The sequence below is a fragment of the Candidatus Phyllobacterium onerii genome (genome assembly GCF_028331445.1).
Taxonomy (GTDB): domain Bacteria; phylum Pseudomonadota; class Alphaproteobacteria; order Rhizobiales; family Rhizobiaceae; genus Phyllobacterium; species Phyllobacterium onerii.
Genome location: NZ_JAQMHX010000005.1, coordinates 297546 through 320078 on the forward strand (window position 1 = coordinate 297546; position 22533 = coordinate 320078).

General features: G+C 59.9%; 18 protein-coding genes. 10 read left to right on the top strand and 8 right to left on the bottom strand.

What is annotated here, in order from left to right; all coding sequences use genetic code 11:
• Positions 1–282 precede the first annotated feature (282 nt).
• Positions 283–2325 carry an NADH:flavin oxidoreductase gene (locus PHA01_RS14055; RefSeq protein ID WP_271896482.1) on the top strand — a complete coding sequence of 681 codons (2043 nt, stop codon included), beginning with the start codon at positions 283–285 and terminating at the stop codon, positions 2323–2325.
• 50 nt (positions 2326–2375) lie between these two features.
• On the opposite strand, the gene PHA01_RS14060 is transcribed toward PHA01_RS14055, so the two are convergent.
• From PHA01_RS14060 to PHA01_RS14080, 5 genes are all read right to left on the bottom strand, one after another.
• Entirely contained in the window at positions 2376–3377 is a 1002-nt protein-coding gene (locus PHA01_RS14060) for an ABC transporter substrate-binding protein (RefSeq protein ID WP_271896483.1), read from the bottom strand.
• A 141-nt stretch (positions 3378–3518) separates the two neighbouring features.
• The gene (locus tag PHA01_RS14065; protein ID WP_271896484.1) at positions 3519–5105 is read right to left on the bottom strand and encodes a 5-guanidino-2-oxopentanoate decarboxylase; all 1587 of its coding nucleotides are present in this window, start codon (positions 5103–5105) and stop codon (positions 3519–3521) included.
• Positions 5102–6289 (bottom strand): pyridoxal phosphate-dependent aminotransferase, encoded by a 1188-nt coding sequence (locus tag PHA01_RS14070; protein ID WP_271896677.1) that lies wholly within the window; start codon positions 6287–6289, stop codon positions 5102–5104. Before PHA01_RS14070 ends, PHA01_RS14065 begins: the two co-directional genes overlap by 4 nt.
• Positions 6289–6951 (bottom strand): TetR family transcriptional regulator C-terminal domain-containing protein, encoded by a 663-nt coding sequence (locus PHA01_RS14075; protein ID WP_210003613.1) that lies wholly within the window; start codon positions 6949–6951, stop codon positions 6289–6291. Before PHA01_RS14075 ends, PHA01_RS14070 begins: the two co-directional genes overlap by 1 nt.
• Entirely contained in the window at positions 6948–7817 is an 870-nt protein-coding gene (locus PHA01_RS14080; protein ID WP_271896485.1) for a dimethylarginine dimethylaminohydrolase family protein, read from the bottom strand. Before PHA01_RS14080 ends, PHA01_RS14075 begins: the two co-directional genes overlap by 4 nt.
• A gap of 174 nt (positions 7818–7991) precedes the next feature.
• Here PHA01_RS14080 and PHA01_RS14085 point away from each other — a divergent pair, with 174 nt between their 5' ends.
• The 9 genes from PHA01_RS14085 (at position 7992) to PHA01_RS14125 (ending at position 18721) form a co-directional block, all read left to right on the top strand.
• Positions 7992–8810 (top strand): ABC transporter ATP-binding protein, encoded by an 819-nt coding sequence (locus tag PHA01_RS14085; RefSeq protein WP_271896486.1) that lies wholly within the window; start codon positions 7992–7994, stop codon positions 8808–8810.
• 59 nt (positions 8811–8869) lie between these two features.
• Positions 8870–9652, top strand: a complete 783-nt coding sequence (locus tag PHA01_RS14090) for a transporter substrate-binding domain-containing protein (protein ID WP_271896487.1) — start codon at positions 8870–8872, stop codon at positions 9650–9652.
• A gap of 121 nt (positions 9653–9773) precedes the next feature.
• Complete coding sequence (locus tag PHA01_RS14095; protein WP_271896679.1) at positions 9774–10487, top strand: ABC transporter permease; 714 nt, start codon at positions 9774–9776, stop codon at positions 10485–10487.
• Positions 10487–11338 (top strand): ABC transporter permease, encoded by an 852-nt coding sequence (locus tag PHA01_RS14100; RefSeq protein ID WP_271896488.1) that lies wholly within the window; start codon positions 10487–10489, stop codon positions 11336–11338. Before PHA01_RS14095 ends, PHA01_RS14100 begins: the two co-directional genes overlap by 1 nt.
• 192 nt (positions 11339–11530) lie before the next feature.
• Positions 11531–13534, top strand: coding sequence for a CocE/NonD family hydrolase (locus tag PHA01_RS14105; protein ID WP_271896489.1), 2004 nt, complete (start codon positions 11531–11533; stop codon positions 13532–13534).
• Positions 13535–13669: 135 nt separating this feature from the next.
• Positions 13670–15259 carry an ABC transporter substrate-binding protein gene (locus PHA01_RS14110; protein ID WP_271896490.1) on the top strand — a complete coding sequence of 530 codons (1590 nt, stop codon included), beginning with the start codon at positions 13670–13672 and terminating at the stop codon, positions 15257–15259.
• Positions 15260–15268: 9 nt separating this feature from the next.
• Entirely contained in the window at positions 15269–16228 is a 960-nt protein-coding gene (locus PHA01_RS14115) for an ABC transporter permease (protein WP_271896491.1), read from the top strand.
• 10 nt (positions 16229–16238) lie between these two features.
• Complete coding sequence (locus tag PHA01_RS14120) at positions 16239–17063, top strand: ABC transporter permease (RefSeq protein WP_271896492.1); 825 nt, start codon at positions 16239–16241, stop codon at positions 17061–17063.
• Positions 17063–18721: an ABC transporter ATP-binding protein gene (locus tag PHA01_RS14125; RefSeq protein ID WP_271896493.1), complete on the top strand. Its 1659-nt coding sequence runs from the start codon at positions 17063–17065 to the stop codon at positions 18719–18721. Before PHA01_RS14120 ends, PHA01_RS14125 begins: the two co-directional genes overlap by 1 nt.
• Here the strand turns inward: PHA01_RS14125 and PHA01_RS14130 are convergent.
• Genes PHA01_RS14130 through PHA01_RS14140 form a run of 3 tightly spaced genes read right to left on the bottom strand, consistent with a single transcriptional unit; the run spans position 18718 to position 22522 of the window.
• A complete protein-coding gene (locus tag PHA01_RS14130) occupies positions 18718–19668 on the bottom strand; it encodes an alpha/beta hydrolase (protein WP_271896494.1) in 951 nt (316 codons plus the stop codon). The genes PHA01_RS14125 and PHA01_RS14130 overlap by 4 nt on opposite strands.
• On the bottom strand, positions 19665–20447 hold the full coding sequence (locus PHA01_RS14135; protein ID WP_271896495.1) for a carnitinyl-CoA dehydratase: 783 nt from the start codon (positions 20445–20447) through the stop codon (positions 19665–19667). The genes PHA01_RS14130 and PHA01_RS14135 overlap by 4 nt, the downstream gene beginning before the upstream one ends.
• Positions 20444–22522, bottom strand: a complete 2079-nt coding sequence (locus tag PHA01_RS14140) for an acetate--CoA ligase family protein (RefSeq protein ID WP_271896496.1) — start codon at positions 22520–22522, stop codon at positions 20444–20446. The genes PHA01_RS14135 and PHA01_RS14140 overlap by 4 nt, the downstream gene beginning before the upstream one ends.
• Positions 22523–22533: the final 11 nt, after the last annotated feature.

Genomic DNA, 22533 nt, shown 5'->3' on the forward strand with positions numbered 1-22533 from the left:
GGAGAATATCACGTCATCCCATGGATGCTCCGGATGGCTACGAAGGCTGCAGAAGCAGTTGGCAGGCGGTGGGCGCGTAGTCAATAGCCCAACACATTTAGATGAGCGACGCGCTTTTCAACATGCCAGTCAAGTTAACTATTCTTCCTCGCTCGCTGCAATGGCGATATATCAGGTGACGGCCCCGTACCAGAACACGTCGCGGGAGAGAAACTGAACACGCGGCGACAAGGTTAGGATCATTCCAGACAGAGGGAATCTGGACAAAGGGAATCTGGTTCATTGCCATCACATGACGATCCGCTGCTGCAACCCTATCAGCTCAAACATCTGCGGCTCAAAAACCGCATCATGTCGACCAGTCACGAGCCTGCCTATTCCGAAGACGGCATGCCGAAGGAGCGCTACCGGCTCTATCACACCGAGAAGGCCAGGGGCGGTATCGCGCTGACGATGACGGCGGGGTCTGCGGTCGTCTCGCGCGAGTCGCCGCCTGCTTTCGGCAATCTCCATGCCTACAAGGATGAGATCGTGCCTTGGCTGCGCGAACTCAGCGATGATTGCCATGAGCACGGCGCTGCCGTGATGATCCAGCTGACGCATCTTGGCCGCCGCACAAGCTGGAACAAGGCGGACTGGCTGCCTGTGGTTTCGGCTTCCCCGATACGGGAGTCTGCGCACCGCGCGTTCCCGAAGGAAGCGGAGGAGTGGGATATCGAGCGGATCATCGGCGATTATGCCTCTGCTGCGCAGCGTATGCAGGCGGCGGGGCTCGATGGCATCGAGTTCGAGGCCTATGGGCATCTGATGGACGGTTTTTGGTCGCCAGCCACCAATCTTCGCGACGATGAGTATGGCGGTTCGCTGGACAACCGGCTGCGCTTCACCTGGGCGGTGATCGATGCGGTGCGCAAATCGGTCGGCCCGGATTTCATCGTCGGCATTCGCATGGTGGCGGACGAGGATTGGGAGCAGGGACTTTCCAAGGAAGAGGGCGTCGAGATCGCCCGGCGCATCGCAGCATCCGGCAAGTTCGACTTTTTGAACATCATTCGCGGCCATATCGATACGGACGCGGCGCTGAACGAGGTTATCCCGATCCAGGGCATGCGGTCCGCGCCGCATCTCGATTTTGCCGGTGAAATTCGCCAGCAGACGAAATTCCCCACCTTTCACGCGGCGCGTATCGCCGATGTGGCGACGGCGCGCCATGCGGTGGCCGAGGGCAAGCTCGACATGGTCGGGATGACGCGGGCGCATCTCGCCGATCCGCATATCGTGCGCAAGATCATGGCGGGCGATGAACATCGCATCCGACCCTGCGTCGGCGCCACCTATTGCCTCGACCGGATCTATGAGGGCGGCGAGGCGCTCTGCGTGCACAATGCGGCGACCGGGCGCGAGCAGACCATGCCGCATGTTATTGCGAAAGCGCAGACGCCGCGCAATGTGGTGGTCGTGGGTGCCGGTCCGGCAGGGCTCGAGGCGGCGCGCGTTGCCGCCGAGGGCGGTCACCGGGTCTCGGTATTGGAGGCATCGGATCAGGCGGGCGGTCAGGTGCGGCTTGCATCACAAAATCCGCGGCGCAAGGAGATGATCGGCATCGTCGATTGGCGCCTTGACGAACTCGAGCGGCTCGGTGTTTCGCTGCGCTACAATGTCTGGGCCGAAGCCGGCGACGTGCTTGGGCTCGAGCCAGATGTGGTGGTGATTGCGACAGGCGGCCTGCCGCAAAACCCGCCATTGACGGCGGGCGACGACCTGGTGGTCTCGAGCTGGGATATTCTGGCCGGAGCCGTCAAGCCGGGCGAAAATGTGCTGCTCTATGACGACAATGGCGGGCACCAGGGCATGAGCGCGGCGGAAATGATCGCGCGTGCTGGGTCAAAGCTCGAACTTGTCAGTCCCGAGCGGTTTTTCGCGCCGGAGATGGGCGGCATGAACCACGTGCCCTATATGCGCGCTTTCCAGGAAAAGGGCGTGCGCGTGACGATCAACACGCGGCTTGTCAGCGTCACGCGCAACGGTAACCAGCTTGTCGCGACGCTCGGCTCGGATTTTGCGCCGGAGTATCGCGAGGAACGTCTGGTCGATCAGGTGGTTGTCGAGCATGGGACCTTGCCGATCGACGATCTCTACCGCGAGTTGAAGCCATTGTCGCGCAATGGCGGCGCCGTGGATTATGACCGGCTGGTCAATGGCGGCGCGATCTTTCCCACGCGGGGAGAGGGCACGTTCGATCTGTTGCGGATCGGCGATGCCGTCCACGCCCGCAACATCCACGCGGCGATCTATGACGGGCTGAGATACGCGACACGATTTTAGCAGGGCTTTCTCTCCCACAAGGGGAGAGATGGTCGGCATCGGCTGTCCGCTTACTTGATTGCTGCCTTGATCTTTTCGGCAGCGTCTTCGCTAACCCATTTTGTCCAGACAGGCTCATTGTTCTTGAGGAAGTATTTCGCGCCGTCTTCACCGGTCGCCTGATTGTCGGTCATCCAGGCCAGAAGCGTGTTGACGGTCTTGTTGTCCCACGAGCGGGCCTTGAGATAATCCATCGCGGGGCCGGACGTTTCGCTGAATTTCTTGGTAACGACCGTATCGACTTCGGCGATTTCCCAATCGTTCTTCTTCGGGTCCGGGCAATCGGCAACCGTGTTGCAGCGCTTCCATTCGGCGGCATCGAATTTCGCGCCGTGGTCGAGCTTCACCATCGGATATTTGCCAAGGAGCGCAGTCGGTTCCCAATAGTAGCCGATCCAGCCTTCCTTGCGCTCGTAGGCTTTTGCCAGCGCGCCATCGAGGCCGGCGGCGGAACCCGTATCGACGAGCGTGAAGCCCTTCTTTTCGGCGTCATAGGCCTTGAAGAACTGTGTGGTTGCGACAGTGCCGCCCCAGCCGGCAGGCCCGTTGAACACGGCGCCCTTGGAGGGATCCTCAGGCGCGGGGAAAAGTTCCGGATGCTTCAGCGCGTCGTCGATGGTCTTGATGTCGGGGTGGGCGTCGGCGAGATATTTCGGGATCCACCAGCCCTGGACACCGCCGTCGGAGAGCGACTTGGAGGCGTAGACGAGCTTGCCGTCGGCAACCGCCTTGTCCATGATATCGCGCATGAAATCGACCCAGCCTTCAGGGGCAATGTCGGGCTGGCCCTTTTCCGTCATGGAGGTCAGGGTAGGGATCGTGTCGCCCTGAATGATTTCGGCCTGGCAGCCATAGCCGGATTCGAGAATGATCTTGTCGAGATTGGCGAGAACTTCCGCCGACTGCCAGTTCATGCTGGCGATCGTGACGTTGCCGCACTCGGCAGCCGATGCACCGCCTGCGGCGCCGAGCAACGCGAACGCCATGACGCCGCTCATCAATAATGCTTTCATCAGAGTTCCCTTGTTTTTGTTGGTGTGAAAAGCTTGTTCAACGATAGTCTCGCACTCGAGTGGCAAGAAGCTCGGATGCGGCAAAGGCTTGGTCTTTTGCGACGCCGCCATCAATTCTTGGGTAAGTTCTCGGGCACTGGGCTAATCAAACAGTTTCTCATCGATTTCAATGAGATATGGCGCTCCGCTCGCCTTGGCTTCGAGCAAGGCGGCAGGCAGTTTTTCGAGACTGTCCAGACGCTTTGACGGGACGCCGTATGCCTCGGCGATTTTCAGATAGTCCGGTGCCGATGGACGCACGCCAACCGGGTCGATATCGACCTCGATCATGGCGCGTTCGATTTCCTGATAGCCCTGATTGTTCCAGACAATGAAGATGACGGGCACACGCTCATCGACCGCCGCGCCGAGTTCGCCGAGGACGAACTGGAAGCCGCCATCGCCGACGATGCAGATCGTCGATGTTTCCGGCTGTCCCAGCGATGCGCCAATGGCGGCCGGCGGGCCAAAGCCAAGCGCTCCGAACCCGGTCGCCGCGTTGAAATAACCGCCAACGCGGTCGTGATCGTAGTACAGATTGCCCGCATAAATGGCCTGCGTGGAATCGCCGACGATGAGCGAACCCGGCAAAGTATCACGCAAGGTATCGAGGAAACGGACCATGCCCTGGTAGCGCGGGCCGATATGAGCCCAGGCTGCATCGCGCGTCTGCCGTGCGCGCTCTACGCCGGAATGGGAATTGCGACGCTCGGGCAGGGCGGCCGCAAGTACCTCGACCGTTTCCTTTGCCGATGCCTCGATCGGCATGAAGGCCGGATGGCGGTCGAGTTGTCCCGCGTCGATATCGATGCGCACGAGCCGTTTCAGCTCAGGAAAACCACCATCGCCGTACATGTCATAATCCGTCGGGCCCATTTCCGTGCCAATCGCGATGACGAGATCGCTGTTGGCAAGCAAGGCACGGCACGGCTTCAGACTGGGACCGGCCGGTATGAGCAGGGGGTGCGCATGCATGATGCCGCGTGCGTTGGTCGTCGCGATGACAGGCGCATCGAGCTTCTCCGCCAGGGCCTGCAGGGCGCTGGCAGCAGCCTTGGCGCCGCCGCCGATCAGGATCACCGGCCGTTCGGCGCCGAGGCAAAGGCGCGTCAGTTCCGCCATGGTCTCGGCCGAAGCGTGCGGGATCGGTGCATCGGAGGACAGGCGTTCCGCGTCATCCAGTGGCAGCGCCATCACATCCAGCGGAATCTCGATATGGACGGGACCGGGACGGCGCGAGGCAAACAGGGCAAAGGCTCTGGCGAGCACGATGGCCAGCTCGTCGGGCTTCTCGATGCGATGGGAGAACATCGCGACAGTCTGCAACATGGCGCGCTGATTGGGCAGTTCGTGCAGGAAACCCATGCCCTTGCCCAGCGAATCGCGCTGGTTGACGCCGGAGATGACCAGCATCGGGATCGAGTCGGCACGGGCCTGACCCATGGCGGTTATCGTATTGGTGATGCCTGGACCGGTGATGACGAAAGCAACGCCAGGCTTGCCGGTGGCTCGCGCATAGCCATCGGCCATGAAGCCCGCGCCCTGTTCATGGCGCGGCGTGATGTGGCGGATCTTCGAGCCGGCGAGGCCGCGGTAGAGCTCGATGGTGTGGACGCCGGGAATGCCGAAAACCGTATCGACATCATAGGTTTCGAGCAGGTGGACGAGGGCTTCACCGACAGTGGTCATGCGGATTTCCGTTGTTGCAGCCGCGATGCGAGGCGGACGATACCGGCGCAGGCTGCGTCGATCTTGTCGTCGGCAATGCTGAGGCTCATGCGAAGATAGCCGGCAAGGTTGTCGCCGAAGGACTCGCCCGGCATGACCGCGACGAGCTCCTCTTCGAGAAGGCGCATGGCGAACTCCTGGCCAGACAGCCCGGTGGCGCGAATATCGGCAAGAATGAACATGCCGGCTTGCGGGATTTTGGCAACGATGCCCGCCTTGCCATCCAGACGTTCCGAAATGTGCTGGGCGCGGCGCAGAAAGCTCTCGCGCATCGTGGCCGCCGCGGTGGATGGGCGGCTGAGAGCATAGGCCGTCATGTCGGCGATGAAGGGCTGTCCGCCGAAGAGCATGGATTCGGACAGTGGCAGCAGACGCTCCGTAAATTCGTTGGGGGCGATGCACCAGCCGCTGCGGAAACCCGGCGCGGCATGGGATTTGGAGATGGAGGCCACGGCAATGGTGCGATCGGCAAGTTCCGCCCGGTCCAGCGGCGACGCGAACGTGCCGTTGTAGATCATCAGTTCATAAACTTCATCGGACACGATCCAGAGATTGTGCCTGATGCAGACTTCGCCGATTTCGGCTATCTCCGTGGCGCTCAGCACGGCGCCTGTCGGATTGTGCGGCGTGTTGAGCAGGAGAACCTTCGACCGCGGCGTGATGACTTTTTCAAGGTCTGCGGCCTGCATGCGGAAACCTTTTTCGGGCCGCAGCGGGACGGAAACACGCGTCGCGCCGGTTGCCCGGACAACGCCGTCATAGGTCGCATAGAGCGGATCGCCGGTGATGATCTCGTCGCCTTCCTCGGCAAGTCCCATCATGACCATCGACAGGGCAGTTTGCGTGCCGGAGAAACACATGATGTTTTCCGGACCAATCTGGCGTCCCGTGCGCGCGGTGTATTTCGCCGAAAGCGCGGCAAGCAAAGCCGGCTCGCCGCGACCGCTGGAATAGCCGGTGCGGCCAGCACGCATCGCCCGTTCGGCGACGTCTATCATGTCGGTTGGCGTCGGAATATCAGGCTCGCCGATCGTCAATTCGATGATGTCGTGTCCCGCCTGCTTCATTTGGCGGGCGCGGAAATGGACAGCCCATTTGTCGGATCCAAGTCCGGCCAGACGGTCGGTGACAGACGCATAGCGCATCATATCGCGCCTCCTTTTTCAGGATTGAGAGAAATTGCAAGAACGGCTTCGATAGCGGCTATACCGGTCTCGGCCAACTCTCCTTCAGCAAAAATATCACCCGCAAGACAACCTTCAAGCCATAGCCCGTCGATAATCGCGTTGACGGCGATGGCGTGGCGGCGGGTATGAATTGGCTCAGCCGGCTTGCCGGCGGCCAGCAACGCTTCGCGGATGAGCGCTTCCAGCTCGTCGCGGAAACCAAGGTATCCGTCGCGGTGCGCCAAAGCCATGGCGGGATCAGCGTGAACCATGCCGATGAATCCCGCCCACAGGGAAAGATTGTTGGGGTCCATGATCGGTTGGCCGAGGTTGGCCTTCACGAAAGCATTGAGACGGTCACGCGGATCATCGGCGGCACTCTTCAATGCATCGCTTGCCTGAACCGTCATGCGGTTCATGACGGCGCGATAGGCAGCGCCGATAAGATCGTCCTTGGCCGGAAAGTAATAGCGGATGAGACCAGCGGTCACATCGGCGCGCAGAGCGATCTCGCGCACAGTCGCTCCTGCAAGACCGCGCTCAGCCACACATTCAAGGGTCGCCGCGATCAGATCCTCGCGGCGTTTGTCTTCGCCCTCGCGGCGGAAGCTCTTGCGTGTGGTAGAGCGGGATTCCGTCATTGGCGCCAGACGGGGCGGGTCAGGCAGGTGGGGCCGCCTTCGCAGGCGATGCACAGGGCATCGGCTTCGAATGTGGTGACCGTGCAACCCGCAGCTTCCATGGCAGCTTTGGTCTTTTCAAAACCGGCGACGGCGATCACCTCGTAGGGTGCGGTCGGCAACACATTCAGATTAAGCCCGTTGCTCGCGGCGAACTCTTCTTCCGGTGCCACGACGAGGCGGATGCCGCGCTCCTTCAGGAGCTGGTAGAAGGCGGCAGGCAGCAGTGGTAGGTGCACCAGCGCCAGATCCTCGGCCAATGGGGAAATGATCGACATCAGATGCAGGCAGGCTTCTTCGCCATGCCAGAGCGGCAGATCGAAGCCAAGGACAGTGATGCCGAGAGGTTTCAGGATGGCTGAAAGCTGTTCGATGCCGGACTGGTTGGTGCGGACACCGCGCCCGACGGCCAAGGTCTTGCTGTCGACCCAGACGCAATCGCCGCCTTCGACGGTGCCCGGCGCTTCGATGCGGCCGAGAACAGGGACATCCATCTCGCGGTAGGTCGCGTGATGCAGATCGGGTTCATCGAGGCGCAGCTTCTTGCCCATGCGCAGGAGCACCGCGCCTTTATCGGTGACGAGCGAAGGATCATGGGTGAATATCGAATCCGAGAGCGCGTCGTTGCCGTCGCGTATCCAGGTGATGTCGGCACCGGACCGGGCGATAAGATCGGCGAAGACCTTGTGTTGTTCGGACGCACGGCGCGGATCGAACTGCGGCCCGTAGTGCCAGACGTCACGTTCGGCGCCGGCCATGACCCTGTCCGGCATGCGCATTATGACGCGTTTCAAGGGAAGGGCCATGGACTGCGAACCGAATGTCATCTTTTGGGGGTGCTCTCGAAAAATTGCTGGTCGGTGTATTTATACGCTTGCATAATTAGAGCGCAAGTGGTGTGATGGGCTAAATTCGGGCAATCAAGACCCATGCTGACAAAAGAGGCGGATCGAATAACTGATGATTGAGCAAGCACGACAGCTATGCGCGGGAATCCCGGAATGACGGCGAATGTAGCCGTTGCGGCGGATCCTCTCCAACCCGGCGCGGCTGAACAGGCTGAAGCTATCCACATCGAGAACCTGCACAAGCGGTTCGGCGCGCTTGAAGTGCTCAAAGGCGTTTCCATGTCCGCCAAGGACGGCGATGTCGTCGCCATGATCGGCGGCAGTGGCTCGGGTAAGTCGACATTCCTGCGCTGCATAAATTTCCTTGAAAATCCCACCAGCGGCGTCATTCGCATCAATGGCGAAGATGTCAAAATGGTCAGTGACGGCCATGGCGGCCAGGTGCCGGCCAATCGCCGCCAGATCGAGCGCATTCGGAGCCGGCTCGGCATGGTGTTCCAGAATTTCAATCTCTGGCAGCACATGACGCTGATCCAGAATGTCATCGAAGTGCCGGTGCATGTGCTTGGCATGAGGCGCGACGAGGCGATGGCCATTGGCGAGCAGCTTCTCGAGCGCGTCGGTCTTTCTGCCAAGCGCGATGTCTATCCCGCCTATATGTCCGGTGGACAGCAGCAGCGCGGCGCAATCGCGCGGGCGCTGGCCATTCAGCCGCGTGTGATGCTGTTCGACGAGCCGACATCGGCGCTCGACCCCGAGCTTGTCGGCGAGGTCCTGAAGGTTATAGCCGACCTCGCGAAAGAGGGCCGGACGATGTTGCTGGTCACCCACGAGATGAAGTTCGCCCGCGAAGTGGCGAGCCATGTGATGTACCTGCACAATGGAATCGTCGAGGAGGAAGGGCCTCCGGAACAACTATTCGGATCGCCGAAATCTGAACGTTTGAAGCAGTTTATCCGAACTGTTTCATAAGTGACTAAAAGCAATACAGGGAGCAACCCTGGGGAACAGTTGAACCAATGGAGATGAGAATGAAGTCTTTTCTGAAAACAACGGCAGCAGCCGTTGTGCTTGTGGTTGCCGGCCTTGGCGCAGCCAATGCCGAGCAGGTCAAGGTTGGCATCGCCGCCGAACCCTATCCGCCTTTCGCGGCGCCCGATGCATCCGGCAAATGGCAGGGCTGGGAAATCGACATCGCCATGGCAATGTGCGAGGCGGCCAAGCTTGATTGCGTCATCACGCCGGTTTCGTGGGACGGTATCATTCCGGCGCTGACGACGAAGAAGATCGACATCATCGCAGCTTCGATGTCGATCACCGCGGAACGCGAGAAGACGATCGATTTTTCGGACAAGTACTACAATACCCCGACGTTGATTCTCGGCTCCAAGGACGAGAAGATGGACGCGACACCCGAAGGTCTGAAGGGCAAGATCCTTGGCGTGCAGGTTTCGACCGTGCACCAGGCCTATGCGAAGAAGCATTTCGCTGACACTGGCGCCGAGATCAAGGAATATCAGACGCAGGATGAGGCCAACCAGGATCTGGCAGCCGGACGTATCGACGCCACCCAGGCCGATGGACTGGCGCTGCAAACCTTTGCTGACACGCCTGAAGGCAAGGCTTGCTGCGACATCAAGGGCAAGGTCGCCGATGATCTGGATATCCTTGGACCTGGCGTTGGCGTTGGCCTGCGCAAGGGCGACACTGCGATGAAGGAAAAGTTCAACGCGGCGATCAAAGAAATCAGGGCCAACGGGAAGTATGACGAAATCTCGAAGAAGTACTTCACCATCGACATGTATGGCGGCTGATTGAGTTTGGGCCGGCGTTGGGTTTCCAACTCCGGCCTTTTTATTGTTCGAAACCCGCATTTGACGCTGAATCGAGGACGGCTTGGCCGACGCATCGATTATCCCCGCCGGAATTACCGGCATGTTCGATCTTCTATCTCCTGTTGCGCCAGGGTGGGGTGCCAATCTCTTGCGCGGGCTGGTGCGGTCGCTGCAGATCGCGTTCGGCGCGTTCGGCATGGGCCTGATTATCGGAACATTCGGCTCATACGCGAAACTATATGGCGGTCCGATCGCACGCGACCTGGCGGCAGTCTACACGACGCTGGTACGGGCAATTCCCGAACTGGTGATGATTATCCTGCTCTATTACGCGGGAACGGACCTGATCAATCGTATCCTTGAGGGATTGGGGTATCAGCGCGTCGATATCAGTGGTCTCGTCGCCGGTATCGTCGTGCTCGGCTTTGTGCAGGGCGCGTATGCGACGGAAGTGCTGCGCGGCGCAATCAAAGCCATCCCGCAAGGCGAGATCGAGGCGGCGAGGGCCTACGGCATGTCGCCTGTGCTGATGATGCGCCGCGTCACGCTGCCGGCCATGCTGCCGCACGCGTTGCCCGGACTTGCCAATCTCTGGCTCATTTCGACGAAGGATACAGCGCTGCTTGCAGTGGTTGGCTTCAGCGAACTGACACTGGAAACACGGCAGGCTGCCGGGACGACGAAAGCCTACATGACGTTCTACCTCGCCGCCGGTGCGCTCTATCTGTTCATTACGCTGTTCTCCAGTGTCATCCTGGAATGGGTTGAGAAACGTGCGCGGCGCGGCATGCCTTCCGTGAAGGAGGCGCGCTGATGTCCAATGCGCTTGGCGAAACCGAAATCGAAGTCCCGATCGAGACCTTTCCGATTCACAAGGAAAAGGACGCAAGCAGTCTGGCAAGTAAGCTGCCGCCGCATCGCATCGTGCTTATTCTGATCGGGTTGGCGCTTGTGGCTTCGGCGGCGTTGTTCATGCGTTGGGACTGGCTGCCGCAATATGGCGGTCTGATCTTGCAGGGTCTGTGGCGGACGATCTGGATACTGGTCGTGACGGTCGTCCTTGGTTTCCTGCTGGCGGTTCCCCTGGGATTGGCGCAGGCATCCGGCCCGGCGTTCCTAGCTATTCCGGCGCGTGCGTTCTGCACTGTCATTCGCGGTACGCCGCTGCTCGTCCAGCTTTGGCTGCTCTATTACGGCCTCGGGTCGCTGTTCCCGCAATATCCCTGGATCCGGGGATCCGAGCTCTGGCCTTACCTGCGGCAGGCGTGGCCCTATGCGGTCCTTGCCCTGACGCTGTCCTACGCCGGTTATGAGGGCGAAGTGATGCGGGGTGCCTTTGCGGGTGTTCCCAAGGGGCAGCTGGAGTCCGCGCGCGCTTTCGGCATGCCGCGCTTTACCATCTTCCGCCGTATCTGGCTGCCGCAAGCCATTCACAGGGCGCTGCCGACACTGGCAGGCGAAGCCGTGCTGCAGCTGAAATCCACACCGTTGGTCGCGACGATTACCGTTGTCGATCTATACTCGGTTGCATCGCGCGTCAGGCAGGACACGTTTCTTACCTACGAACCGCTGCTTTTGCTGGCGGCGGGCTATCTCGTGATCACGGGCATCATCGTCATGCTATTCCGGCGCGTGGAAAGATTGATACCGTCGAAGCTTGGTTGAGCGTTTTCTGGTGGTGGCGCAAATGACGGGACTTATGTCGCAAGTGTTGGAGGCGTGTCGCTGAGCAGATGCGCATAGTGTGGGCAAAAGGAACACCTCGCAAAAGACGAGAAAATGGGACGCGTATCACCGGCGGTGCAAAGCCGGTGAGCATTCGCCATTTTCGACTCTTTGACGAGGCGAAGGGTGATAATGCGGACAGTCGAGACTTTTCAGCATAATATCCACGAGCACGCCGATATGGGCATCATCCTGCCTGACGGCTGCCGACTTTCGGCGAGAGTCTGGATGCCAGACGGTGCCGAGCAGACCCCGGTTCCTGCAATTCTCGAATTTCTCCCTTATCGCAAACGCGATGGCACCACCGCCCGGGACAACCTCACGCATCCATATTTCGCTGGCCACGGGTACGCCTGCCTGCGCATCGACATGCGCGGCAATGGCGATTCCGAAGGGCTGATGGAGGACGAGTATTCCGAGCAGGAACTGGCCGACGCCTGCGAGGTGATCAAGTGGATAGCAGCGCAGTCCTGGTCGACCGGCAAGGTCGGCATGATGGGCATATCCTGGGGCGGCTTCAATTCGCTGCAGGTGGCGGCGCTGCAGCCGGAAGCGTTGAAGGCGATCATCACGCTTTGCTCGACCGATGACCGTTATGCCGACGATATTCACTATAAGGGCGGCCTGCTGCTGAACGAAAATCTCGGCTGGGGCGCAACGATGCTTGCCTACTCGTCGCGCGCACCAGACCCGGCGCTCGCTGGCGAGAAATGGCGCGATATGTGGCTCGACCGGCTCGACAACGAGCCTTTCCTGCCGACCGTCTGGCTGAACCATCAGACGCGCGACGCCTATTGGCAGCGCGGTTCGGTCTGCGAGGACTTTTCGGCGATCAAGGCGGCGACACTGGCCGTGGGCGGTTGGGGCGATGCGTACAAGAATGCCGTGCCGCGGCTGATGGCGGGCATAACCGCGCCGGTCAAGGGCATCATCGGGCCCTGGGTGCACAAATATCCGCACTTTGCCGTGCCGGAACCGCGCATCGGCTTCCTGCAGGAGGCGCTGCGCTGGTGGGATCGCTGGCTCAAGGATATCGATACCGGCGTCGAGAACGATCCGGCCTATCGTGGTTATCTGATGGATTCGGTGCGCCCAAGGAGTTGGTACACGGAACGTCCGGGTCGCTGGATTGCCGAACAGGAATGGCCATCGAAGGCGATTGCTCCCGAAGTGCTGCATCTGCAAGCCGACAAATCCCTTGCCGCCGAGGTATCTGACGGCTTTTCCCATCTCGTGGCGTCGCCGCAGGATTGCGGCATGATGGGCGGCGAATATTGCGCGATCTGGCTCGGACCGGAAATGCCCGGCGACCAGCGCCGCGACGATGCGCTGTCGGTTTGCTATGGCACGGTTCTGGACAAGCCCATCGATATTGTCGGCGCGCCGGAGATCAAATTGACGCTGTCGAGCGACAAGCCGGTTGCTATGGTCGCGGTGCGGCTTTGCGATGTGCATCCGGATGGTGCGTCGACCCGCATCACCTATGGCGTATTCAATCTGTGCCATCGCAGCGGGCACGACAAGCCGGAGCCGCTTGTGCCGGGAGAAGCGATCGACATCCGCTTCAAGCTTGACGATATTGCCTATCGCATACCGGCCGGGCACATATTGCGGGTGGCCGTCTCGTCGTCCTATTGGCCGATGGTCTGGCCCTCACCGGAAAGTGTAAGCCTCACGATAGAGGGTGGGCAGATCAGCGTTCCTTCGCGGGAGCTGGCGACAGGCGACGAATGGACCTTTCCGGAGCCGGAAGCCGCGTCGCCGTGGCAGCTTGAAACCTTGCGCACCGGCGGCAACAGCCGGTCGATCGAACATGATCAGGTCACAGGCAAGATCAGTCTGGTGATTGAAGACGATTTCGGCGAAGCGCGAGACAAGGATCATGGACTGATCCATGGCGGCGTTGCGCGCGAGCGCTGGGAAATCAACGCCGACGATCCACTTTCCGCCTATGGCGAAACTCATTGGACCGAGATTTCAGGGCGCGACAACTGGCGCATCCGCACCGAGACTTTCACGACGATGCGGTCTGACAAGCACAATTTCTATCTGACTGGGCGCATCGAAGCATACGAAAACGACAATGCGGTGTTCGAGCGCGATTTTACCGAGACGATTGCACGCAATCACATCTGACTTTGAACGCTGTATCTGCAGCGTTGTCTTAAATACCAAACTTAAAGGGTTGAAATTTACGGATATCAGGTCGCATAATTCACAAAAACCAGAATTGGGACGCCGGGCGTCGCAAGCAGAAGAAGGGGAATAGATATGTCAAACGAACTCGATTATCTCAGCCGCAGGGTTGCACTTGGCAAGCTTTCGCGCCGCGACTTTCTCGGCCGCGCCGCGGCACTTGGTGTCACCACCGTCTTCGCCAACTCCCTGCTTTCAAGTGCCGCGCTTGCCGAAGGTCCGGTCAAGGGCGGAACGTTGAAAGCCGGCATGCAGGGCGGCGCTTCCACTGACAGTCTTGATCCTGCGACGTGGCAGAGCCAGGTCCCCTACAAGTTCGGCCGCCAGTGGGGCGAACAGCTCGTGGAAATCCAACCCGACGGCAAGCTCAATCCGAAGCTCGCAACGGAATGGGGTTCTTCGGACGATGCCAAGGTCTGGACCTTCAAGATCCGCAAGGGTGTGCAGTTCCATGACGGCAAGGAGATGACGCCGGACGATGTCGTCGCCACGATGGAACGTCACTCGGATGCCAATTCGAAATCCGGCGCCCTCGGCATCATGGGCGGCATCGAAAGCGTGAAGAAAGACGGCGATACTGTTGTTTTCACACTGAAAGAAGCAAATGCCGATCTACCGTTCCTGATGGACGACTACCATCTTATGATCCAGCCGGGCGGCGGTAAGGACAAGCCGACTGCAGGTATCGGTACGGGACCATACAAGGTGGTGACCGATGAGCCGGGCGTTCGTCATATCGGGACGAAATTCCCGAACTACTGGGACGGCGACAAGCGTGGCCACGCCGAGCAGATCGAAATCATCGTCATCAACGACGCGACTGCCCGCACCGCGGCTCTGCAGTCCGGCCAGGTACACATGATCAACCGCGTCGAGCCGAAGATCGTCGATCTCGTCAAGCGCGTGCCGGGCGTTACGATCCAGAACGTCGCGGGCAAGGGGCACTACGTTTTCATCGCCCACTGCAACACCGCGCCCTTCGACAATATGGATCTGCGTATGGCACTGAAATATGCGATGAACCGCGAAGAGATGGTGAAGACCATTCTGCGCGGCTACGGCTCCGTTGGTAACGACACGCCGATCAACAAGGCGTATCCGCTGTTTTCGGACGATCTCGAACAGCGCAAATACGATCCCGACAAGGCGGCATTCCACTACAAGAAGTCCGGCCACGAAGGTTCGGTGCTGCTTCGTACTTCCGATGTTGCATTTCCCGGCGCAATCGATGCGGCGCAGCTTTATCAGCAGAGCGCTGCCAAGGCTGGCATCACCATCGAAGTCAAGCGCGAGCCTGGCGATGGTTACTGGTCGCAGGTCTGGAACAAGCAGCCGTTCTCGGAATCCTACTGGGGCGGTCGGCCGACGCAGGACCAGATGTTCTCGACGGCTTATTATTCCAAGGCCGATTGGAACGACACACGCTTCTTCAACGAGAAGTTCGACAAACTGCTGTTGCAGGCGCGCGGCGAACTGGACGAAGCCAAGCGCAAGGCCATGTATCGCGACATGAATGTCATCGTACGCGACGAAGGCGGTGTCATCGTGCCGATGTTCAACGACTTCATCGATGCGACGAGCAAAAAGGTTGGCGGCTGGGTGCCGGACGGCAATCAGGAGATGAGCGGCGGTTACGCATTGTCGCGCTGCTGGCTGATCGCGTAGGCTCGGCGGATGAGTACGCCTGTCCTTAAACTGGTCGCCCAGCGCATTGCGATGGGCGTACTCCTTCTCCTTGCTGTCTCGGTGCTGATATTCGTCGGTACGCAGATCCTGCCTGGAGACGTCGCACAGTCCATTCTTGGACAATCCGCCACGCCGCAAGCTCTCGAAAATTTGCGGCGTGACATGGGCCTCAACGATCCGGCCTATATCCGCTACTTCCGTTGGCTTGGCGGTATCCTGACCGGCAATCTCGGCACGGCTCTCTCCAGCGGGCAGGACATCGCCACGTCGCTGAAGGACCGGCTGTGGAACACGCTGTTCCTCGCTTCGGCGGCGGCGGTGGTTTCGGTTCCGCTGGCAATCGGCCTCGGGCTTCTCGCCGTGCGCTATCGCAACGGCCCCGTAGACAAGATCATATCCGGGCTTGGTCTCGCCTCGACATCATTGCCGGAATTCTTCACCGGTTATCTGCTGATCTATTTCGTTGCCGTACAGCTGCAATGGTTTCCGAGTGTGTCGACGGTTTACGCGGGGATGCCATTTGGTGAACGACTGAGCGCCATTGCCCTGCCGGTCACAGTACTGACGCTGGTCGTTCTCGCACACATGATGCGTATGACCAGAGCGGCAATTCTCAACGTGATGCAATCTGCCTATATCGAGACGGCTGAACTGAAAGGGCTGACGCCATTCCAGATCATCACGCGACATGCCTTTCCCAATGCCATCGCGCCTATCGTCAACGTCGTCATGCTCAATCTCGCATTCCTGATTGTCGGCGTGGTCGTCGTCGAGGTGATTTTTGTCTATCCCGGCATGGGACAATATCTGGTCGATCACGTTGCCAAACGCGACGTCCCGGTCGTTCAGGCATGCGGGCTGGTTTTCGCGGCTGTCTATATCAGCCTCAATATTGTTGCTGATATCGTGGCGATTGTTTCCAATCCCCGCCTCAGACATCCGAAGTGAGGCCCGGCAGATGCTGAATATAAAGACCATACCGATCAGCGCATGGATTGGCCTCATCATCACAGCGTTGTTTCTCTTCGCGGCGATCTTCGCCCCTTGGGTTGCGCCGTACTCTGTTGGCGAAACGGTCGGCGATGTGTGGGAGCCAAGTTCTGCAAAGTACTGGCTCGGCACGGACAATCTGGGGCGCGATCTGCTGTCGCGCATGATCTACGGTGCGCGCATTACCATCTTCATCGCCGCAATGGCGACCGCATTGTCGTTTATCCTGGGGTCGGTGCTGGGTTTTGCGGCAGCGGTTATCGGCGGCTGGTTCGACCAGCTCATGTCGCGCTTCGTCGATCTGATCATGGCGATTCCAACGTTGATCTTCGCGCTTGTCGTGCTTTCGGTGCTGCCTGCCAACGTCGTTACGCTTATCCTGGTGATGGGCCTGCTCGATGCCACCCGGGTGTACCGGCTGGCGCGCGCTGTCGCTGTCGATATCAATGTGATGGATTTCGTCGAGGCGGCAAAACTGCGCGGCGAGGGACGCATGTGGATCATCTTCCGGGAAATCCTGCCGAATGCACTGACGCCGCTGATCGCCGAGCTCGGGCTGCGGTTTATCTTCGCGGTGCTGTTTCTCTCGGCGCTGTCGTTCCTCGGTCTTGGCGTGCAACCGCCGGACGCGGATTGGGGCGGCATGGTCAAGGAAAACAAGGAAGGCATCGTTTTTGGCATCCCGGCGGCGCTCATTCCGGCTGCGGCCATCGCCATCCTTGCCATTTCGGTTAATCTGGTTGCCGACTGGATCCTCAATCGCACCACCAGCCTGAAGGGAGGGCGCGGCTAATGGCCAAACGTCCCGTAGACAGAAGTGGAACCCTGCTCGATATCCGCAATCTGCGTATCGAGGCGACGAGCTACCCTCCCGGAGAACCGCCGCGCAATGTCGTCATTGTCGACGATGTTTCGGTGAAGGTCGAGCGCGGCAAAGTGCTGGGGCTCATTGGCGAGTCCGGTGCAGGCAAGTCGACCATCGGCCTTTCCAGCATGTGCTATGGCCGCGGCGGCGTGCGGATCACCGGCGGCGAAGTTTTGCTTAACGGACGCGACATATTGAAAGGTGGGCCAAGATTGCTACGGCAGGTCCGCGGACGTGAAGTCTGCTACGTCGCGCAATCTGCTGCCGCTGCCTTCAATCCTGCGCGCAAGCTGATGGATCAGGTGGTCGAGGCAGCGCTTCTGCACGGCATTTGCTCGAAGGCCGTAGCCGAGAAACGTGCGATCGGGCTGTTCAAGAAGCTTGGCCTGCCCAATCCGGAGACGTTTGGTCAGCGTTTTCCGCATCAGGTGTCAGGCGGACAGCTGCAGCGGGCCATGACCGCTATGGCGCTATGCTCGGAGCCGGATCTGATCGTGTTTGACGAGCCGACAACCGCGCTCGATGTGACCACGCAGATCGATGTGCTGGCTTCGATCAAGGATGCGATCCGCGATACGAATGTAGCGGCCCTTTACATCACCCATGATCTCGCCGTCGTGGCGCAGGTGGCGGATGACATCATCGTCTTGCGGCACGGCAAGAAAGTCGAATACGGCGATACGCACCAGATCATCAAGGAACCACGCCAGCAATACACCAACCAGCTGGTCTCGGTACACCATATCCCGCACGAGCAAAACAACCCGACCGACGCGCCGATCCTGGTCGTCAACAATGTCACGGCGGCCTATGGCGGCGGGCTGGTGAAGGTCCTGAAGAACGTCTCCGTGGATATCCATCTTGGCCAGACCCTGGCTGTCGTTGGTGAATCCGGTTCGGGTAAATCCACGCTGGCCCGCGCGATAACCGGGCTGTTGCCGCCGATGGAGGGAAGCATAACCTTTGATGGACGGACCCTGTCACCCCGGCTGGCGAACCGTACGCGCAACGATCTGCGCGAGTTGCAGATGATCTATCAAATGGCGGATACCGCCATGAACCCGCGCCAGACCATCGGCACGATTATCGGCCGGCCGCTCGAGTTCTATTTCAAGATGAGGGGCAGGGAGCGCGACAGGCATGTCACGGAGCTCCTCGAAAAGATCGAGATGGGCAAGGGCTTTGCCGATCGGTACCCAGCCGAGCTCTCCGGCGGTCAAAAACAGCGCGTGTGCATCGCGCGGGCGCTGGCGGCAAAGCCGAAGCTCATCATCTGCGACGAGGTCACCAGCGCGCTGGATCCGCTGGTTGCGGACGGCATATTGAAACTGCTGCTCGATCTGCAGAAGGATGAGAACGTCGCCTATCTCTTCATCACGCATGATCTTGCAACGGTGAAATCCATCGCCGATTCCATCGCGGTGATGTATCGCGGCGAGGTGGTTCGCTACGGACCGAAGTCGGAAGTCCTGGCGCCGCCTTTCGACGACTATACTGATCTGTTGTTGTCGTCAGTTCCGGAGATGGAGCTAGGATGGCTCGAAAACGCGATGAAACATCGCCGTATGGCCAGCGCCGGGAACTAGAGCTGGCCGGGCCAGCGGCCCTGGCCAAGCAGGTGCACGGCGGTGACGATACGCCGGAAGCTGGAGCGGGCGCGCTCCACACTGTGGCGCGCGCGCAGATAGGCGTGCACCAGACCGGGTTCGTTGTTCCAGATCGCCTTGCCGCCGGCTGCAATGATCTTGTCGCGATAATGCCGGCCATCGTCCGATAGCGGATCGCATTCGGCTGAAATCACGACGGTGGCCGGCAGATCGGTAAAATCCGGATCATTCAACGGCGCGAAGCGCGGGTCGGTCGACCAGTTGAAGCCGCCGCCTCTGAGATTGAAATAATATAGCGTGTCGCGCGTCGTCAGCATCGGCGCTTCCGCATGGGTCACATAAGAGCCTTGATCGGTCGCCCCTCCCAGCCCGGGATAGATGAGAACCTGGCCAATGGGCGCGCGTTCGTGGCGGCGCACATGGTGCACGACCGCCGCCGCCAGATTCCCGCCGGCACTATCGCCGCACAGGACTATCGGCAAATCTGAAGTCGAAGCGACGTGCTCGAAGGCGGCAAGGCAATCCCTGAACGCGGATGGATGCAGGTGTTCGGGAACAAGCCTGTAATCGACCGCGATCACGCGGAAGTCTGTCCCGTCGCACAATTCGGCGCAGACATCGTCGTGGCTTTCAAGACCGCCAACGACGAAGCCGCCGCCATGAAAATAGAGGCAGATGGCTTTCGGATCGCAGTCGCGTTTTTCGTAGACGCGAAGTGGGATCTTGTGATTGCCGCTATCGATGAACTGGTCGGTCGCCGACATCATTTCGGGATAGCCGGCAAAAAATGCCCGGCACATGGTGTCGTAAACCTCCCGCTGCTGGGCAATCGAAAGCTCGATGGCATCGGGTGGGTAGAAACTGTTGGTACGTTCGATGAACGCCCAGGTTTCCTCGTCGATCAATATAGAATAGTCGGTGGTCATTTCCCCTTCCAGACGGGCTCACGCTTTTCCGCGAAGGCTTTGAAACCCTCCTGGCCATCTTCGGATGCGTAGAGCGTGTCGACTGTACGGAATTTGCGCTTGGTAATCCAGTTCATGGCTTCCTGAAAACCCATGCTCTCGGCTTCGCGCGCCACTTCCTTGATGGCGGCGAATACCAGCGGTGGCCCGCTTTCGAGCATGCGGGCGATTTCCCAAACCCGCTCCATCAGCTTGTCTTTCGGCAAGACCTCATTGACCAGCCCCCAACGGTGCGCCTCGATAACGTCCATCCAGCGACCTGTTAGCAGTAAATCCATGGCGACGTGATAAGGGATACGCTTCGGCAGCTTGACGGTTGCGGCATCGGCGAGGGTGCCCGCGCGGATTTCCGGCAGGGCAAAGCTGGAATGGTCGGAGGCATAGATCAGATCGCAGGAGAGGGCGAGTTCGAACCCGCCGCCGACTGCCATGCCATTGACAGCCGCGATGACAGGCTTGTTGAGGTCGATCAGTTCTTGCAGACCTCCAAACCCGCCGACGCCATAATCACCATCGACCGCATCGCCGCCAGCTGCAGCCTTCAGGTCCCAACCGGCGCAGAAGAACTTGTCGCCCTCGGTCTGCACGATGGCGACACGCAGTTCGGGATCGTCACGGAATTTCTTGAACGTTTCGCCCATCAGACGGCTCGTCGTCAGATCAATCGCATTGGCTTTTGGCCGGTCCAGCGTGACTTCGAGAATGCCGCCTTCGCGGCGTGTCCTGACTACATCGTTCATTTCAGCTCTCCCTTTGTCACCAACAGCGCATCGGCGATCCACGCACCGTCGCCCTGCCTGCAGACCAGCAGCGGATTGATATCAAGTTCGATAATTCGGCCAGAATTGTTCACGGCGAATGCGGCAATGCCCATGATTGCATCGATTGCCGCCCCAAGATCAGCCTTGGGCTTGCCCCTATAGCCATCCAGCAACGGGAACATGCGCAGCGAGCGCAGTGCCGTCTCGATATCCTCGCGGATCGAGGGCAAGAGCAAGGTTGCCGTATCCTGCAGCAATTCCACCAGAACGCCGCCGGTGCCGAGTGTCATCACTGGGCCGAATTGCGGGTCATCGATGATGCCTACGATAAGCTCGGCGACAGCGCCCGTGACCATCCGCTCGACATACAGGCCGGACCCAAGACCAGCAAGATCATCGGCGGCGGACCTGACCGCATCGGCATCTTTCAGATTGAGCCGAACGGCGTTCTGTTCGGACTTGTGGGCGATGCCGAGCGCCTTGAGGGCGACCGGATATCCGAGTGCGTCGGCAATGGCGACAGCCTCGCGAGTCGTGGTGCAACGCTGTCCCTCTGGCACCGGAAGCCCCGCACTCTTGAGAACGGCCTTGGCTTCGGCTTCGTCCGGGGTGCGTGTGCGGCCTTCCGCTTGGTCCTCTAGAACCGCCACGGCTTCCGCAAGCGGCATCTTCCACGCCTTGCCGATAAAGGCTGCAGCTTCCGCCGCATCGAAAGCTTCCGTTATGCCGCAGAGCGGCGCAATTCCCTTAGCCATCAGGCCGGACATGTATTCCTCCGGAATGTTTTCTGATAGCGAAGCGACAATGGCGCCTTTGGCCTTGTTGATTCGCAGCGCGTTTTCGAAGCCTCGAACGGTCGACCACCAATCCACGTCCGAACAACGATCCTTGCGCGGAAAATCGAGGACGAGGCAGCTTAGGGAAAAGCCGCCGGAAACCATGGCGGTGAATGTCTCTGTCAGTGCCGGCTCATTGTTCCAGATGAACGTATGATAATCGAGCGGATTGGCGACGGCGACGAATGCTCCGAGCGTGGACTTGACCCGCGCCCGGTGCTCGGGCGTCAGTTCCGGAAAGTTGACCGCTCGTCCCTCGGCGCTATCGGCCATGACCGAAGCCTCGCCGCCGGAGCAGCTCATCGAGCTCAGAGTAATGCCGTCGAGCGGGCCGTGCACATGCAGAAGCTTCAATGTTTCAAGGAAGGATGCAATCGAGTTGACGCGGGCTATGCCTAGCCGCTTGAGAAACGCATCCGATGCTGCGTCCGAGCCCGCCAGCGAGGCGGTGTGCGAGACGGTCGCCGCCCGCGCCTGCGCCGAACGCCCGACTTTCATCGCGACTATAGGCTTGCCGAGTTCGCGGGCGCGCTTGGCAAGGAGTTCGAATTTTGGCGCCGACTGGAACGCCTCGATATGGAGGCCAAGCGCGGTAACGCGTTCATCTTCGAGAAGCGCAATTGCCATATCCGGGAGACCGGTCTGCGCTTGATTGCCCGCCGTCATCACGTGGGCGATGGGCAGGCCGCGTGTTTGCATCGTCATGTTGATGGCGATGTTGGACGATTGCGTGATGATGGCGACGCCGCGCTCATCCGGGCCAAGCCGCCGCCCGCCATGCTGGTCGGGCCAGAGCAGTGCGCCATCGCAGTAGTTGATCAGCCCGTAGCAGTTGGGCCCAATGATCGGCATGTCGCCCGCCGCTTCGACGAGTTCTTCCTGCAACCTTGCGCCATCGGCATCGTCGGCGCCTGCTTCGAGAAAGCCTGAGGCATAGCAGACAGCGACGCCCGCGCCGGCTTCACGCAGGTCGCGCACGATATCAAGCGTGAGAAAGCGATTGACGCCGACAAAGGCCGCATCGGGACTGCCCGGCAGATCGGCGACGGAACGGTAGACCTTGAGGCCGCATATTTCGTCATGTTTGGGATGCACCGGCCAAATCTCGCCGGAGAAGCCCATTTTCTGGGATTGCTTGATGACTTCGGCGGCTTGCAGACCGCCGAAGACAGCAATGGTTTTCGGTCGTAGCAGACGATCGAGCTTATGCGGTGCCATTGAATGCTCCG